Genomic DNA, 13,834 nt, shown 5'->3' with positions numbered 1-13,834 from the left:
GCTCAGTGGCCGCGGAACCTGTCGGTGGCCTCCACCAGCGCGGACGTGTTGCCCGGCTCGTTCGCCGAGTGGCCCGCGTCCGGGACGATGACGAACTCCGCCTCCGGCCAGGCCTTGTGCAGCGCCCACGCGCTCTCCGGAGGGCACACCACGTCGTAGCGCCCCTGGACGATGACCGCCGGGAGGTGGCGAATCCTGGCCACGTCGTCGAGCAGCTGCGTGTCGCTGCGCAGGAAGCCCCGGTTGACGAAGTAGTGGCACTCGATGCGGGCGAACGCGAGCGCGAAGGCGTCCCCGCTGTTGCGCGCCACCAGCTCCGGGTTGGGGTACAGGCAGCTCGTGCGGCCCTCCCACACGCTCCACGCGCGCGCGGCCTCGTGCTGGAGCTTCACGTCGGAGCCCATCAGCCGGCGCGCGTACGCCGCCAGCAGGTCTGCGCGCTCCTCCTCGGGAATGGGCGCCAGGTAGTGCTCCCACGCGTCCGGGAAGATGACGCTCGCGCCGCGCTGGTAGAACCAGTCGATCTCCTGCTTGCGCAAGAGGAAGATGCCGCGCAGCACCAGCTCCGTGACGCGCTCCGGGTGCGTCTGGGCGTACGCCAGCGCCAGCGTGCTGCCCCACGAGCCGCCGAAGAGCTGCCACTTCGGGATGCCCAGGTGCTCGCGCAGCCGCTCCATGTCCGCCACCAGGTCCCAGGTGGTGTTCTCCTCCAGGCTCGCGTAGGGCGTGCTCCTGCCGCAGCCGCGCTGGTCGAAGAGGACGATGCGGTACGCGTTCGGGTCGAAGAAGCGCCGCTGCCGCGGGTCCGTCCCCCCGCCCGGGCCGCCGTGGATGAACACCACCGGCTTGCCCTTCGGGTTGCCGCACTCCTCGAAGTACACCTCGTGGCGCGAGGACACCCGCAGGTGCCCCGTGCGGTAGGGCTCGAGGGGCGGATACAGCGTACGCAGGGGCCTGGACGGGACGGACACGGGACTCGCTTTCCGTGACGGAGAGGTCACCTTCAACGTAACAGAGCACTCCGCCACGTCCCCGGCCTCGTGGGCCCGCTGCCTTGCTTCCGGGGGTGGGGCGGCGTCCGTTACCGGACGCCCGGCCGTCGGGACTCCAGCCTGGCGGACAGCAGCGACCTCACGGGCCCGCCGATGTGACGTCGAGTTTGCCGGGGCTCGACGCCGACTTTGCGGGGGCTGTGGACACTGCTCCTGCCTCACACCCCCCGGAGCGTCCCATGAACATCGCCTCCCTCATGAACCCCCCGAAGGACCGCGGCACCCCGCCTCCCGCCCCCAGCCGCCTGCGGCTGGTGCGCGTGGAGGTCACCGTCCTGGCCCAGGCCGTGGTGGGCGCGATGCAGGACAGCGTGAAGGCGTTCCGCCACATGCGGGACGTCCTCACCGGCGGCTACGCCCAGAGCCGGCCGTAGGGAAGCGGGCCCGGCCCCGTGCGCCGGGGACGGCGCCCGGCCCGCCTGTCGCCAGCGGGCCGGTGAAGTCTCAGGAGGGCGTGCCCGGGCTCGGGCTGGTTCCCGGGCCTGCCGGCGCGTCCTCCTTCGAGGGCGGCGGAGGCGGGGGCACGCCCTTCCCGGCGGGCGCCACCATCCGCACCTCGGTGCGGTCGTCCAGCGCGAGCCCGTCACCCTTGGGCTCCGTCTCCGTCACGGAGATGACGTCCCCCCGGTTGAGCTGCAGGAAGCGCTCGTTGCGCTCGTTCTGGTGCCGCTCCTGCATCGCCAGGCCCAGGCGGCCCTCCGGGCCGCAGCCGATGTAGCGCTTGCGCCCCTTGCCCTCCAGCGGCTCGGAGACGATGCGGAACAGCCGCCCCGGCGGGAGCTCCGGCCACGCCTCGCCCTTGGGCGCCAGCACCAGGTAGCTCATCTTCAGCGCTTCCTTGTGGAGGCTCGCCGCGCGCGCCAGCTCCTCCACCACCTTGGGCATGGGCCAGGGCCGCTCGGCGTGGCACCAGTCCGTCTCCTTCACCAGCGCGGGGCAGGCGCCCCGGTACATGCACGGCGCGCGCACCGCGTAGCCGCGCTCCACCATGGCGTCGCGCACGTGCAGCAGGCCCCGGCTCGTCTCGCGCAGCGCGGGCTCCATCACCAGCAGGCTGCCGCCCTTCTTCACCTTCGCCAGCGCCGCCTCCAGCAGCGCCGCGCGCGGGGCCGTGGCGGACTCGCCCGTGCCGTACAGCTCGTTGATGACGTGGCCCATCGTGATGAGGTCGAAGTTTCCGTCCGGCAGCGCCGCGCCCTTCTTCGTCGGGTCCCAGTCCCGGGTGGCCAGCGCCTCGCCGGCCTCCGTGGCCAGGCTGCGCGCCAGGTTGAGGGCGGCCTTGCTGCGGTCCGCCGCCGTCACCTCGCCCGCGCCCGCGTCCATGGCGGCGAAGGCCACCGGGCCCGGGCCGCTGCCCAGGTCCAGCACCTGCCGGGGGCGGCTCGGCAGCTCACCCAGCACCTGCCGGGCCTGGGCATAGGACACCGGCCAGTAGAAGAGCAGGTAGGCGCCGAGCAGGCGCGGGTCGTCCATGTAGCGCGCGCCGGCCAGCTGCCGCTCCCGGGTGAGGCCCAGGGACAGCTGCCGGACGCCTGCGGCCACCTCCTTCACCTCCTGGGGGGTGAGGCGCGTCTCCGGCCCTTCGCCCCTGCCGCGCGAGGCGCGCCACACGGCGATGAGCCTCGGCATCCACCGCTCCAGGTCCTTGCTGTACGCGTTGCTCATCCGACCAGGCTTTCCACTCTGTGGGGCCGCCTTCCGGGGGCGGCCTCGTCAACCCGTTGTCATTCCGCCAAGGCTTCAACTCCGCCGTCGCCACCCGGGGGCGACCGCGTTAAACCCTTGTCGCACATGATTTCCGTCCACGGACTGCGCAAGCACTACAAAGTCCACAAGCGCCCGCCGGGCCTCAAGGCGGCCCTTCGCTCGCTCGTCCACCGCAGCTACACCACGGTCAAGGCCGTGGATGGCATCTCTTTCGACATCCGCCCCGGCGAGCGCGTGGGCTTCCTGGGCCCCAACGGCGCCGGCAAGACGACGACGCTCAAGGTCCTCGCCGGGCTCCTGCACCCCTCGGAAGGGGAGGTGTCGGTGGATGGCCACACGCCGCGCCTGCGGGAGGAGGCCTTCCTCAAGAAGATCATGCTGGTCATGGGGCAGAAGCAGCAGCTCCTGTGGGATTTGCCGCCGGCGGAGACGTTCGAGCTCAACCGGGCCATCTACGACGTGCCCGCCGCCCAGTACAAGCAGACGATGGACGAGCTGGTGGGGCTGCTGGAGATTGGCGACCTCATCTCCAAGCCCACCCGGCAGCTGTCGCTGGGCGAGCGGATGAAGTGCGAGCTGGCCGCGGCCCTCATCCACCGGCCCCGCGTGCTGTTCCTGGACGAGCCCACCATCGGCCTGGACGTGTCCATGCAGGCCACCATGCGGACGTTCATCAAGGACTACAACGAGAAGTACGGCGCCACGCTCATCCTCACCAGCCACTACATGGACGACGTGGCGGCGCTGTGCCCCCGGGTCATCGTCATCGACAAGGGGCTGCTGTCCTATGACGGCAGCCTGGACGCGCTGGTGCAGCGGGTGCGGCCGGAGAAGCGCGTGGTGCTGCGACTGGCGGGCGTGGTGGACGCCGCGCGCCTGGCGCCCCTGGGCAAGGTGGTGAAGCACGAGGCGGGCACCGCGGTGCTGCAGCTGCGGCAGGAGGACGTCAACGCCACCATCTCCCGCGCGCTGGCGGAGCTGCCGGTGACGGACCTCACGGTGGAGAACGCGCCGCTGGAGGAGGTCATGAGCGAGCTGTTCGCGGAGACCAAGGCCCGGCGCGCGTCGGTGGCCGCCGTGGACGCGCTGCAGAAGGAGTCGGTGCCGGCATGAGCGTCCGCAACACGCTGCGCGCCATGCCCACCCTGCTGCGCGTGGGCTTCGCCGAGGCGGTGGCCTACCGGGCGGAGATGCTCATCTGGGTGCTGTCCACCACCATGCCGCTGGTCAACATGGTGCTGTGGATGGCGGTGGCGCGGGGCGCGCCGGTGGGCCGCTTCGGCCAGGCGGACTTCGTGGGCTACTTCCTGGCCACCTTCGCGGTGCGCCAGCTCACCAGCTCCTGGGCCGCGTGGCTCATCAACTGGGAGGTGCGGCAGGGCACGCTGGCCATGCGCCTCTTGCGCCCCATCTCCCCGCTGTGGGCCTACGCGGCGGAGAACGTGGCGGGCTTCCCCATGCGCCTGATTGTCGCGGTGCCCGTCATGGTGCTCAGCGTGGTGCTGGTGGGGGACAAGGCCCTGCCGCAGCAGGCGTGGCAGTGGGCCTTCTTCGTCCTGGCGGTGCTGGGCGGGTGGGCCATCTCCTTCCTGGCCAACGTCACCATCGGCGCGCTCAGCTTCTTCCTGGGCAGCAGCCAGAAGGTGATGGAGGTGTGGCTGGTCCTCTACTTCGTCTGCTCCGGGTACATGTACCCGGTGGAGCTCTTGCCCCCCACGCTGCGCACCGTCATCGACTGGCTGCCCTTCCGCTACCAGATTGGCCTGCCGGTGGAGCTGATGACGGGCGCGCACGGCTGGCGCGAGGCGCTGTGGCTCCTGGGCGCGCAGTGGGCCTGGGTGGCCCTCCTGGGCGTGCTCATGGTTGTCGTGTGGAAGCAGGGCGTGAAGCGCTTCGCGGCGTTCGGAGGGTAGGGGCATGGTGCGGCGCTACCTCAGACTGCTGGGCATCCAGCTCAAGGCGTCCGGCCTGCTGGCGCTCCAGTACCGGGCGGACTTCTTCACCGAGGGGCTGACGTCCCTCTTCTGGACCTTCACCGCGCTGGCGCCGCTGTTCGTCGTGTACGGCGAGCGGCCGGTGGTGGAGGGGTGGGGCTTCGGCGAGGCGCTGCTGGTGGTGGGCTGGTTCACGCTGCTGCAGGGCATCCTCGAGGGCGCCATCAACCCCAGCCTCACCGGCGTGGTGGAGCACATCCGCAAGGGCACGCTGGACTTCGTGCTGCTCAAGCCCGCGGACGCGCAGTTCCTGGTGTCGACCCAGCGCTTCCTGCCCTGGCGCGCCTTCAACGTGCTCACCGGCCTGGGGCTGTTCGTCTACGCCTTCGCGCAGCTGGGGCGCGGGCCGTCCCTGCCGGGGCTGCTGTCGTCGGTGCTGCTGCTGTGCACCAGCACGCTGCTGCTCTACTCGCTGTGGATATTGACGGTGAGCGCGGCCTTCTTCGTCGTGCGCGTGGACAACCTCACCCACCTCTTCACGTCCATCTTCGACTTCGCCCGCTGGCCGTCGTCCGTGTTCCAGGGCGTGGCGAAGGGCGCGCTGACGCTCGTCTTCACGTACGTCATCCCCCTGGCGCTGATGACCACCTTCCCCGCCGAAGCCATGCTGGGGCGTCTTGCCCCCGCGTCCCTCGTCGGCGCGGTGGTGGGCTCGGTGGCCTTCGCCTGGGTGGCGCGGCGCGTGTGGCTGCGCTCCATCGGCCACTACACCTCCGCCAGCAGCTAGCGGGTGTGACACTCGCCTGCTCTCCATGGGGTGGGTAGAGGCAACCCCACCTGCCGAAAAGTGTTCACTTTCGGCTGGTGGCATGGCCTCGGGTCCACCGCCTGGGGTAAAGGCCGGGAGAGCGCGGGCCCCCGCCCGTGCTCCAACCCCCCAAGCCGCAAAGAGGACTCCCAATCCATGAATGCACCTGTTGGGTTCGGCCGCCTGGCCGCGCTCGTGCTGACGCTCGCCATGGCGGGATGCTCACACGAGGATTTTGCAGATGAGTTGAATGTCGAGTCCCACGCAGTGGCGCTGGGCTCGGGCTCCAGTTGGTCGAGCGCGGGGAGCATGGCGGCCCAGCGCGCGGACCATGCGGCGGTGCTGCTGCGCTCGGGCGCGGTGCTGGTGACGGGCGGTCAGTCCTCCCAGGGCGCGGAGCTGTACGACGTGAAGCTGGGGCGCTGGTCCAGCGCGGGCGCCATGGTCGTCGCGCGCCAGCGCCACACCGCGACGCTGCTGCCCTCCGGCAAGGTGCTCGTCGTCGGCGGCGACTTCGGCGCGGCCACCACCGGCACGGCGGAGCTGTATGACCCGGCCACCGGAGTGTGGGCCTCCACCGGCAGCCTGGACCGGCTGCGCTCCGGCCACACCGCGACGCTGCTGCCTTCCGGGAAGGTGCTGGTGGTGGGCGGCGACAGTGGAGCGGGCGTGGGGCTGGCGACGGCCCGGCTCTACGACGCGGCCACCGGGGCGTGGACGGAGACGGGCGCCATGGCCACGGCGCGCGTCGGCCACACCGCGACGCTGCTGCCTTCCGGGAAGGTGCTGGTGACGGGCGGCCGCAATGGCCCGCAGGGCAGCTTCCTGCGGACCGCGGAGCTGTATGACCCGGCCACGGGGCTGTGGGCTCCCGCGCGTGTCATGGGCAGCGTGCGCTCCGGCCACTCGGCCACGCTGCTGCTGTCCGGCAAGGTGCTGGTGGCCGGCGGCATGAATGGCATCAACGCGACGCGCGGCTCGGAGCTGTATGACCCGGCCACGGACGCGTGGACCCCCACCTCCAACCTGCTTCCCAGCGAGCGGGCGCTGCACACCGCCACGCTGCTGCACTCGGGCGAGGTGCTCGTCGCCGGTGGCACCGACGGCAGCGACCCGTACCTCGAGACGGCGGTGCTGTATGACCCGCCGAGCGACAGGTGGTTCGCCAAGCCGTCCATGAGCATGAGCCGGCTGGGCCACACCGCCACGCTGCTGAACACGGGCGAGGTGCTCGTCGCGGGTGGCAGCCCGGATGGCGGCGTGCAGCGCTCCAGCTCGACCGAGCGCTACATGCCCACCGCGCCGCCGTGGGCGCCCGCGGACTCCCTGGATGCACCGCGCTACCACCACACCACGACGGTGCTCGAGTCCGGCGTGGTGCTGGCGGCCGGTGGCACCGCCACCGGCACCGCCGCGCTCACGTCCGTCGAGCGCTACGACGCGCACGTGGGCAACTGGGTGGCGGCGGGCTCGCTCGCCACGGCCCGCTTCCTCCACACGGCCACCGAGCTGCCGTCCCTCAATGGGGCCCCGCGCAAGGTGCTGGTGGTGGGGGGCCAGGGCAGCTCCTCCCTCTTCCACGCCACGTCGGAGGTGTATGACCCGGCCACCAGCCAGTCGACCCTGACGACGAGCGGGCTGGCCACGCCGCGCTCGCGCCACACCGCCACGCTGCTGCCCACGGGACAGGTGCTGGTGGTGGGCGGACGGAGCGGCAGCAGCTTCAGCAGCATCCTCGCCACCGCCGAGCTGTATGACCCGAGCTCGAGCGTCACCCCGTGGCGCGCCGCTCCGTCCATGAGCCGGCGCCGCCTGTACCACACGGCCACGCTGCTGCCGTCCGGGCAGGTACTGGTGGTGGGCGGCACCACCCCGGAGGGGGACACCAACACGGTGGAGCTGTTCGACCCTGTCCGGAACGAGTGGGTCGGAAAGCGGGCCATGTCCGTCACCCGCTACGGGCACACGGCGGTGCTGCTGTCCTCGGGCCGCGTGCTGGTGGCGGGCGGCTGGGGCGCGCGCGGCGCGCTCTCCAGCGCCGAGGTCTATGACCCGGCCACCGACACGTGGACCTCCGTGGCCCCCATGTCCATCACCCGCTACGTGCCCATGGCCGTGCCGCTGGCCAACAACCGCGTGCTGGTGCTGGGCGGGGATGGTGGCAGTGGCGTCGGCCTGCTGGACACCGCCGAGGTGTTCGACCTGAACACCGGCATGTGGACCTCCGCGGGAGCGCTGCCCGCCGCCGTGTCGAACGCGGGCGTGGCGCAGCTGCCCGGCACGGGCGCCGGCGCGCACGTGCTCGTCACCGGCGGCCTGGGTGCCAGCGGCTCCCTGGCCACCACGGAGCTGTACACCCCCGCGCCCTGAGCGCGCGGCCGTACCTCATGCGCTCCGCTCCGGTGTCACCAGGCACCGGAGCGGGGTGCGGAAATACCCGGCTGACTCAAATGTCAACAAAGTGAGGGCCGTCTGCCTTTTCCGGGTTGTGGCTGCAGTACCGTTCGCGCCTTCCCCCCAGCGGTAGAGCGAAGGAGCGAGCGATGAAGAGGCTTCATGCAGTCCTCGTGGCGGTGGTGTTCGCCGGAGTGTTTGGAGTCGGTCCCGAGGCCCGAGCGGGCGCGGCGAGGACGACGTATCCCGTGGTGTTCGCGCATGGCATGGCCGGGTTCGACGACATCCTCGGCTACGACTACTGGGGCGACGACTACGGCATGTTCGTGGGAGACGCGTGTGACGCGCTCTTCGAGACGGACTGCAACGAGGACATCGACGCGGGGCAGCGGTCCTTCGTGGCGCAGGTCGCCCCGTTCCAGTCCTCGGAGGTGCGCGGGCTGGACCTGGCCAACGACATCGAGGGCTTCATGGCCACCGCGGGCGTGTCGAAGGTGAACCTCATCGGCCACTCGCAGGGTGGCATCGACGCGCGCAAGGCCGCGCGGGTGCTGCGCGAGCGGCGGGGTGTCACGTCGGTGGCGGTGCTGGTGAGCGTGTCCTCGCCGCACCGGGGCTCGCCGGTGGCCAAGTACATCCTGGACCTGAAGCCGGGCGTCTCCAGCGTCATCGCCGCGCTGGCGGAGTATTACGGCGACGTCGTCTACCGGCCGGGCAATGACGCGTTCGCGGGCGCCAAGCAGCTCGTCTACAACGACTACTCCGCCACGGACGGCGTCACCACGGGGATGAAGGCGTTCAACGACAAGTACCCGGTGAGCAGCACCTACGCCGGCCGCTACGTGTCGCTCATCACCGCGCAGAACGGCGTCAATGTGAATCCCGCGCTGTACCTGCTGAGCGAGTTCTTCTTCGACATCGACGGGGACGGCGCCTGTGCGGGTGACGGAGACAACGACGGCGCGGGCGGCTGCGGCGACGGCGTGCGCAACGAGGCGGACGACGACGGGCTGGTGGGCATCAACTCGCAGCAGATGGGCTACCGGCTGCGCTACAGCGAGTCCACCTTCGGCTTCGACTCGGTGACGAACGACGCCATCGCCCCGGTGACGAGCCTCAACGCGCCGACCAGCGCGCAGCTGACGTCCACCTCCAGCGTCATCTCCCAGGACCACCTGGACGTGGTGGGCGTGGGCCCGGACACCTTCGACGAGCCGGAGTTCTACGCCGCCATCTTCCAGTACATCGCGACGTACGACTGAGCCACAGCCACGGCCGCTCCAGCCTCAGGCATGGGGCTGGGGCGCCTGGGCCTCCTCGGCCTCCACGCCGTAGTACGCGAGGCACTCCACCTCGCGGCCGCGCACCACGCGCCTGCCGTCGAGCGGGCCGCCGTGCGCGGTGACGACGGTGCACTGGCCCTCGTCGTCGTCCTTGTCGAAGTAGAGGACCACCCAGTCGTGCGTGGCCTCCTGCTGGTGCGCCAGCGCCGTGTTGGAGAAGAGCGCCCGGATGCTCCACCCGTCCAGCTTGCGGCGCAGCACCGGCAGCCACGCCTCGCCTGACGGGTTGAAGCGGCGCGGTGCAATCTTCCGCAGCTCTCCGGCCGCCGCGCGCCGGCGGTACTCCTCGTCCATCTGGAGCAGCAGGGCCAGCTCGGGCTGCGGCTCCTCGGACCGGGCCTCCTGCTTGCGCGCCAGGCCCCGCCGGTTGCGTCCGAGCCGCGCCGCGAGCAGCTCGCGCACCTGCTGCCCGCGCCGGGGCCCGAAGCCCTCCACGTCCTCCAGGCTCCCGTCGTGCGCCGCCTGCTCCAGCTCCTCCAGCGTCCCCACGCCCAGCTCCTGGTGGATGCGCCGCGCCAGCTCCGGACCGATGCCGGGCACGCTGGCGAGCAGCTGCTCGGGCGAGGCCTCGGTCTCCAGCCGGTGCAGCAGGCCGAGCTGCCCCGTGCGCACCCACTCCGCCACCGCCGCCGCGATGCTCTTGCCCACGCCGGGCAGCTTGCGCAGCCCCGCCTCACCGTCCGCCGCGAGCAGCTCCACCACGGGCTGGGGCCAGCTGGCGATGGCGTTTGCCGCCTTCCGGTACGCACTCACCCGGAACGGCATGGCGTCCTGCCCTTCCAGCAGGTCCGCCACCCGCTCCAGCATGTCGGCGACGTCGATGTTGTCCTTCCACTCCGTGCCCATGGCTACTCAAAAGGTAGGGCGGCGGGAGGGTGACGTCTACCCGCGCTCCCCGGGCGAGGGACATGACGCTTCCTCCCTTGCTGTCCGGGGGTGGGATTCCCAACGCGGCTTTGCAGCGCGTAGCGTGAAGCCCGATGCGAAGCGAGGAAGCCATCTCGGAAGTCGTACGCGCGGAGCCGGGGGCCGCGCAGGAGGGCTCGGACACGGCGCCCCGGGGGCTCGTGCTCCGGGACTTCGTCATGTCGGTGCTGGCCCTGGCCAGCCTGGGCCCCATCCTCTACGTGGAGATGGAGGGCCTGCAGTGGCCGGACGCGCGCTTCCGGCTGCTCGCGGCCATCGACCTGGGCTTCGTGCTCGTCTTCCTCGGCGACTTCCTCTGGGGGCTGGGCCGGGCGAAGGAGCGCGCAGCGTACCTGCGCCGCCACTGGTACGAGCTGCCGGGCCTGGTGCCCCTGTACGCGGAGGCGTTCAGCCTGCTGCGGGCCGCGCAGCTGCTGCGCCTCGCCCGCGTGCTGCGCCTGCTGCGGCTGGTGGGGGCGTACCGCCGGTTCCGCTCGCTCGCCGTGCTGGACGCGCTCTTCAACCGCTACAAGCTGGGCCACATGCTCCTCATCGCCTCCACGGTGGTGCTGGGCATGGCGAGCGTGGTGTGGATGCTGGAGCGCGACACCAACCCCAGCCTGTCCCAGTTTCCGGACGCGCTCTGGTGGGCCGTCGTCACCGCCACCACCGTGGGCTACGGCGACATCACCCCGCACACGGGCCTGGCGCGCATCTGTGCCACGGTGCTGATGCTGATGGGCATCGGCCTCATCGGCATGGTGGCCTCCAGCCTGAGCAACGCGCTGCTGTCGGCGGACCAGGAGACGGGCACGGCCACGCCCGCTCCCAGCCTCGCCTCCGAGCTGGAGCGGCTGGCCGCCCTGCGCGAGCGCGGCCACCTCACCGAGGCGGAGTTCACCGCCGCCAAGGGCAAGCTGCTCGGCTAGCGGCCGGTCTCCGAGGCGACGATGGCGTCCGCCTCGATTTCCACCAGCATCTCCGGGGAGATGAGGCGGCTGACCTCCACCATGGACGTGGCGGGGCGGATGTCCGCGAAGAACTCGCCGTGGGCGCGGCCAATCTCCTCCCAGCGCTGGATGTCGGTGACGTACATCCGGGTGCGCACCACGTCCTTCAGGCTGGCGCCCAGGGCCTCCAGGGCGGACTGGATGTTCTTCAGCGTCTGCACCGTCTGCCGGTAGGCGTCACCGGCGCCCACGACGTTGCCCGAGGCGTCCGTCGCCGTGGTGCCGGAGACGGTGACGAAGGGGCCCACGCGCACGGCGCGCGAGTAGCCCACGACAGGCTCCCAGGGGGTTCCAGTGGAGTGGTGGGTGCGCTGCATGGTGACCTCCGAGGGCGGGTTTGGAGCGCCAGAGGGCTTAACCGGGAGGCGGCCTGACCGCCAGTCGCTGCTTGCGGGCTGCAAGGAAAGACCACCCGTGATAGTTGGCCCGGGGTCATGACGAATGAGCTCCAGAGGGAGGTCGCCCGGCGGCGCACCTTCGCCATCATCTCCCACCCCGACGCGGGCAAGACCACGCTCACGGAGAAGCTGCTCCTCTACGGAGGCGCCATCCACCTGGCCGGCAGCGTGAAGGCCAAGAAGGCGCGGCGGCACGCGACGAGCGACTGGATGGAGCTGGAGAAGGAGCGCGGCATCTCCGTCACCTCGTCCGTGCTCCAGTTCGTCTACCGCGACCATGCGGTGAACCTGCTGGACACCCCGGGCCACCAGGACTTCTCCGAGGACACCTACCGCACGCTGGCCGCGGCCGACGCGGCGGTGATGCTCATCGACGCGGCCAAGGGCGTGGAGCCGCAGACCAAGAAGCTCTTCAAGGTCTGCCGCCTGCGTGGCATCCCCATCTTCACCTTCGTCAACAAGCTGGACCGGTACGGCCGCGAGCCGCTGGAGCTGATGAACGAGCTGGAGCAGGTGCTCGGCATCCGCTCCTACCCGATGAACTGGCCCATCGGCATGGGCCCCGAGTTCCGCGGCGTCTATGACCGGCAGGCCCGCGTCGTCCACCTCTTCGCCGCCGAGGGCACCCACGGCGAGTCCGAGGTCGCGGAGCGCTCCGTCTCCATCGACTCGGACGAAATCAAGTCCGTCCTCTCCGAGTCGGAGCTGGCCAAGCTGAACGAGGACATCGAGCTGCTGGACATCGGCGGCGACGAGTTCACCCGCGAGAAGTGCGACACCGGGCAGCTGACGCCCATGTTCTTCGGCAGCGCCATGACGAACTTCGGCGTGCGCCCGTTCCTGGACGCCTTCCTGGACCTGGCGCCCGCGCCCACGCCGCGCCAGACGACGCTGGGCGTCCGCGAGCCGACGAACCCGAAGTTCGCGGGCTTCGTCTTCAAGATTCAAGCGAACATGGACCCGGCGCACCGCGACCGCATCGCCTTCATGCGCGTGGTGAGCGGCCGCTACGTGAAGGGCATGAGCGCCTTCCACTCGCGGCTGGGCAAGGAAGTGCGCCTGGCCAAGCCGAGCCAGTTCATGGCCGCCGAGCGCACGGCGATTGAGGACGCGTGGCCCGGGGACGTCATCGGCCTGTTCGACCCGGGGCAGTACCGCATCGGCGACACGCTGGCCGAGGGTGGCACCGACATCGTGTTCGAGGGCGTGCCGCGCTTCAGCCCGGAGTTCTTCGCCGTGGTGCGCTCCAAGGACCCGCTGCGCCGCAAGCAGATGGAGAAGGGCCTGGAGCAGCTCTCCGAGGAGGGCACGGTGCAGATCTTCCAGCAGCTGCAGATGGGCATGAAGGACCCCATCGTCGGCGTGGTGGGCGCGCTCCAGTTCGAGGTGCTGCAGTACCGCCTGGAGCACGAGTACGGGGCGAAGATTGCCCTGGACCGGCTGCCCTTCAGCCACGCGCGCTGGGTGGTGGGGGCCAACTTCGACCCCAAGTCCTTCGACTGGGAGGGCAACCGCCAGACGGTGCAGGACCGCGACGGCCTGCCGCTGGTCCTCTTCCGCGACGACTGGGCGCTCCAGCACGCCGAGGACAAGCACCCGGAGCTGAAGTTCGTCTCCGAGGCGCCCATGCTCCGCACCGGCGCCGAGGCGGCCACCGGCTCGTAGGCCGCCGTCGCACGCGCGACTGTGGCGCCTTACTTGTAGGGCGCCACGGTGCCGCCGCGGAACGCGGAGTCGCGCAGCACCAGGCCTTCCTTGTAGAGGCGCGCGGCCTTGGGGCCGACGAAGAAGCCCTTGGGGTCACCCTTGCGGTAGGTCTTCTTCACGAACTCCTCAATCTCCAGGAACAGGAGCCGGAACCTGTCCGGCGCCGCATTCTTGCGGCCCGTCTGCGCGGTGATGTCCAGCTCGGCCCAGAACTGGCCGCTGAGCAGCTCGCCCTCTTCGTTGGTGCGCGAGCGCTCCATGAAGATGACGGGGGAGCGCACCTCGTCGATGCGCCAGTACCCCTTGTCGGGCCCGCGCTTCACCTTGTCGACGATGGCGGGCCCCAGCTCCGAGGCCACCATGTAGAGGTCCTCGGGGGGCAGCCTGGGGATGTTCTCCATGCTGGCGCGGAAGGTCTTCCAGTCCTCGGGGACGCGCCGCGGGTAGACCTCCAGCGTGAAGCGCTCCAGGAAGCGGAAGAAGGCGACTTCGTCGTCGGGGGACATGAAGAACTGAAGGACGTTGGCCATCGCGCAGCCCTCATACCCCCGAGTGCGTCTTTCGCGAAAGCCCGG

The 13,834-nt window shown here is 70.8% G+C and carries 13 protein-coding genes; 8 read left to right on the top strand and 5 right to left on the bottom strand.

Annotated features, from left to right (window positions below; all coding sequences use genetic code 11):
• Window positions 1–2: 2 nt before the first annotated feature.
• The gene (gene pip / locus LXT23_RS44485; protein WP_253986595.1) at window positions 3–971 is read right to left on the bottom strand and encodes a prolyl aminopeptidase; all 969 of its coding nucleotides are present in this window, start codon (window positions 969–971) and stop codon (window positions 3–5) included.
• 260 nt (window positions 972–1,231) lie between these two features.
• On the opposite strand from pip, the gene LXT23_RS44480 reads away from it, so the two are divergent.
• Entirely contained in the window at window positions 1,232–1,426 is a 195-nt protein-coding gene (locus LXT23_RS44480) for a hypothetical protein (RefSeq protein WP_253986594.1), read from the top strand.
• 70 nt (window positions 1,427–1,496) lie between these two features.
• Here LXT23_RS44480 and LXT23_RS44475 read toward each other — a convergent pair whose 3' ends face one another.
• Entirely contained in the window at window positions 1,497–2,717 is a 1,221-nt protein-coding gene (locus LXT23_RS44475; protein WP_253986593.1) for a small ribosomal subunit Rsm22 family protein, read from the bottom strand.
• Between the two features lie 126 nt (window positions 2,718–2,843).
• Between LXT23_RS44475 and LXT23_RS44470 the strand changes: the two genes are divergently transcribed.
• From LXT23_RS44470 to LXT23_RS44450, 5 genes are all read left to right on the top strand, one after another.
• Window positions 2,844–3,872 (top strand): ABC transporter ATP-binding protein, encoded by a 1,029-nt coding sequence (locus LXT23_RS44470; protein ID WP_253986592.1) that lies wholly within the window; start codon window positions 2,844–2,846, stop codon window positions 3,870–3,872.
• Entirely contained in the window at window positions 3,869–4,672 is an 804-nt protein-coding gene (locus tag LXT23_RS44465; RefSeq protein ID WP_253986591.1) for an ABC transporter permease, read from the top strand. The genes LXT23_RS44470 and LXT23_RS44465 overlap by 4 nt, the downstream gene beginning before the upstream one ends.
• Before the next feature lie 4 nt (window positions 4,673–4,676).
• A complete protein-coding gene (locus tag LXT23_RS44460; RefSeq protein ID WP_253986590.1) occupies window positions 4,677–5,480 on the top strand; it encodes an ABC transporter permease in 804 nt (267 codons plus the stop codon).
• Window positions 5,481–5,657: 177 nt separating this feature from the next.
• Window positions 5,658–7,871 (top strand): kelch repeat-containing protein, encoded by a 2,214-nt coding sequence (locus LXT23_RS44455; protein WP_253986589.1) that lies wholly within the window; start codon window positions 5,658–5,660, stop codon window positions 7,869–7,871.
• Window positions 7,872–8,044: 173 nt separating this feature from the next.
• Window positions 8,045–9,157, top strand: a complete 1,113-nt coding sequence (locus LXT23_RS44450; RefSeq protein WP_253986588.1) for an esterase/lipase family protein — start codon at window positions 8,045–8,047, stop codon at window positions 9,155–9,157.
• Window positions 9,158–9,181: 24 nt separating this feature from the next.
• Here the strand turns inward: LXT23_RS44450 and LXT23_RS44445 are convergent, their stop codons facing one another.
• Entirely contained in the window at window positions 9,182–10,084 is a 903-nt protein-coding gene (locus LXT23_RS44445) for a helix-hairpin-helix domain-containing protein (RefSeq protein WP_253986587.1), read from the bottom strand.
• Window positions 10,085–10,218: 134 nt separating this feature from the next.
• On the opposite strand from LXT23_RS44445, the gene LXT23_RS44440 reads away from it, so the two are divergent.
• Complete coding sequence (locus LXT23_RS44440) at window positions 10,219–11,073, top strand: ion channel (RefSeq protein ID WP_253986586.1); 855 nt, start codon at window positions 10,219–10,221, stop codon at window positions 11,071–11,073.
• Here the strand turns inward: LXT23_RS44440 and LXT23_RS44435 are convergent.
• On the bottom strand, window positions 11,070–11,471 hold the full coding sequence (locus tag LXT23_RS44435; RefSeq protein ID WP_253986585.1) for a RidA family protein: 402 nt from the start codon (window positions 11,469–11,471) through the stop codon (window positions 11,070–11,072). The genes LXT23_RS44440 and LXT23_RS44435 overlap by 4 nt on opposite strands.
• 117 nt (window positions 11,472–11,588) lie before the next feature.
• Here LXT23_RS44435 and LXT23_RS44430 point away from each other — a divergent pair, with 117 nt between their 5' ends.
• A complete protein-coding gene (locus tag LXT23_RS44430) occupies window positions 11,589–13,217 on the top strand; it encodes a peptide chain release factor 3 (RefSeq protein WP_253986584.1) in 1,629 nt (542 codons plus the stop codon).
• 29 nt (window positions 13,218–13,246) lie between these two features.
• Here LXT23_RS44430 and LXT23_RS44425 read toward each other — a convergent pair whose 3' ends face one another.
• A complete protein-coding gene (locus LXT23_RS44425) occupies window positions 13,247–13,789 on the bottom strand; it encodes a hypothetical protein (protein ID WP_253986583.1) in 543 nt (180 codons plus the stop codon).
• Between the last annotated feature and the right edge of the window lie 45 nt (window positions 13,790–13,834).

This window comes from Pyxidicoccus xibeiensis (genome assembly GCF_024198175.1).
GTDB lineage: Bacteria > Myxococcota > Myxococcia > Myxococcales > Myxococcaceae > Myxococcus > Myxococcus xibeiensis.
This window is presented reverse-complemented; position numbering and strand designations above follow the sequence as displayed.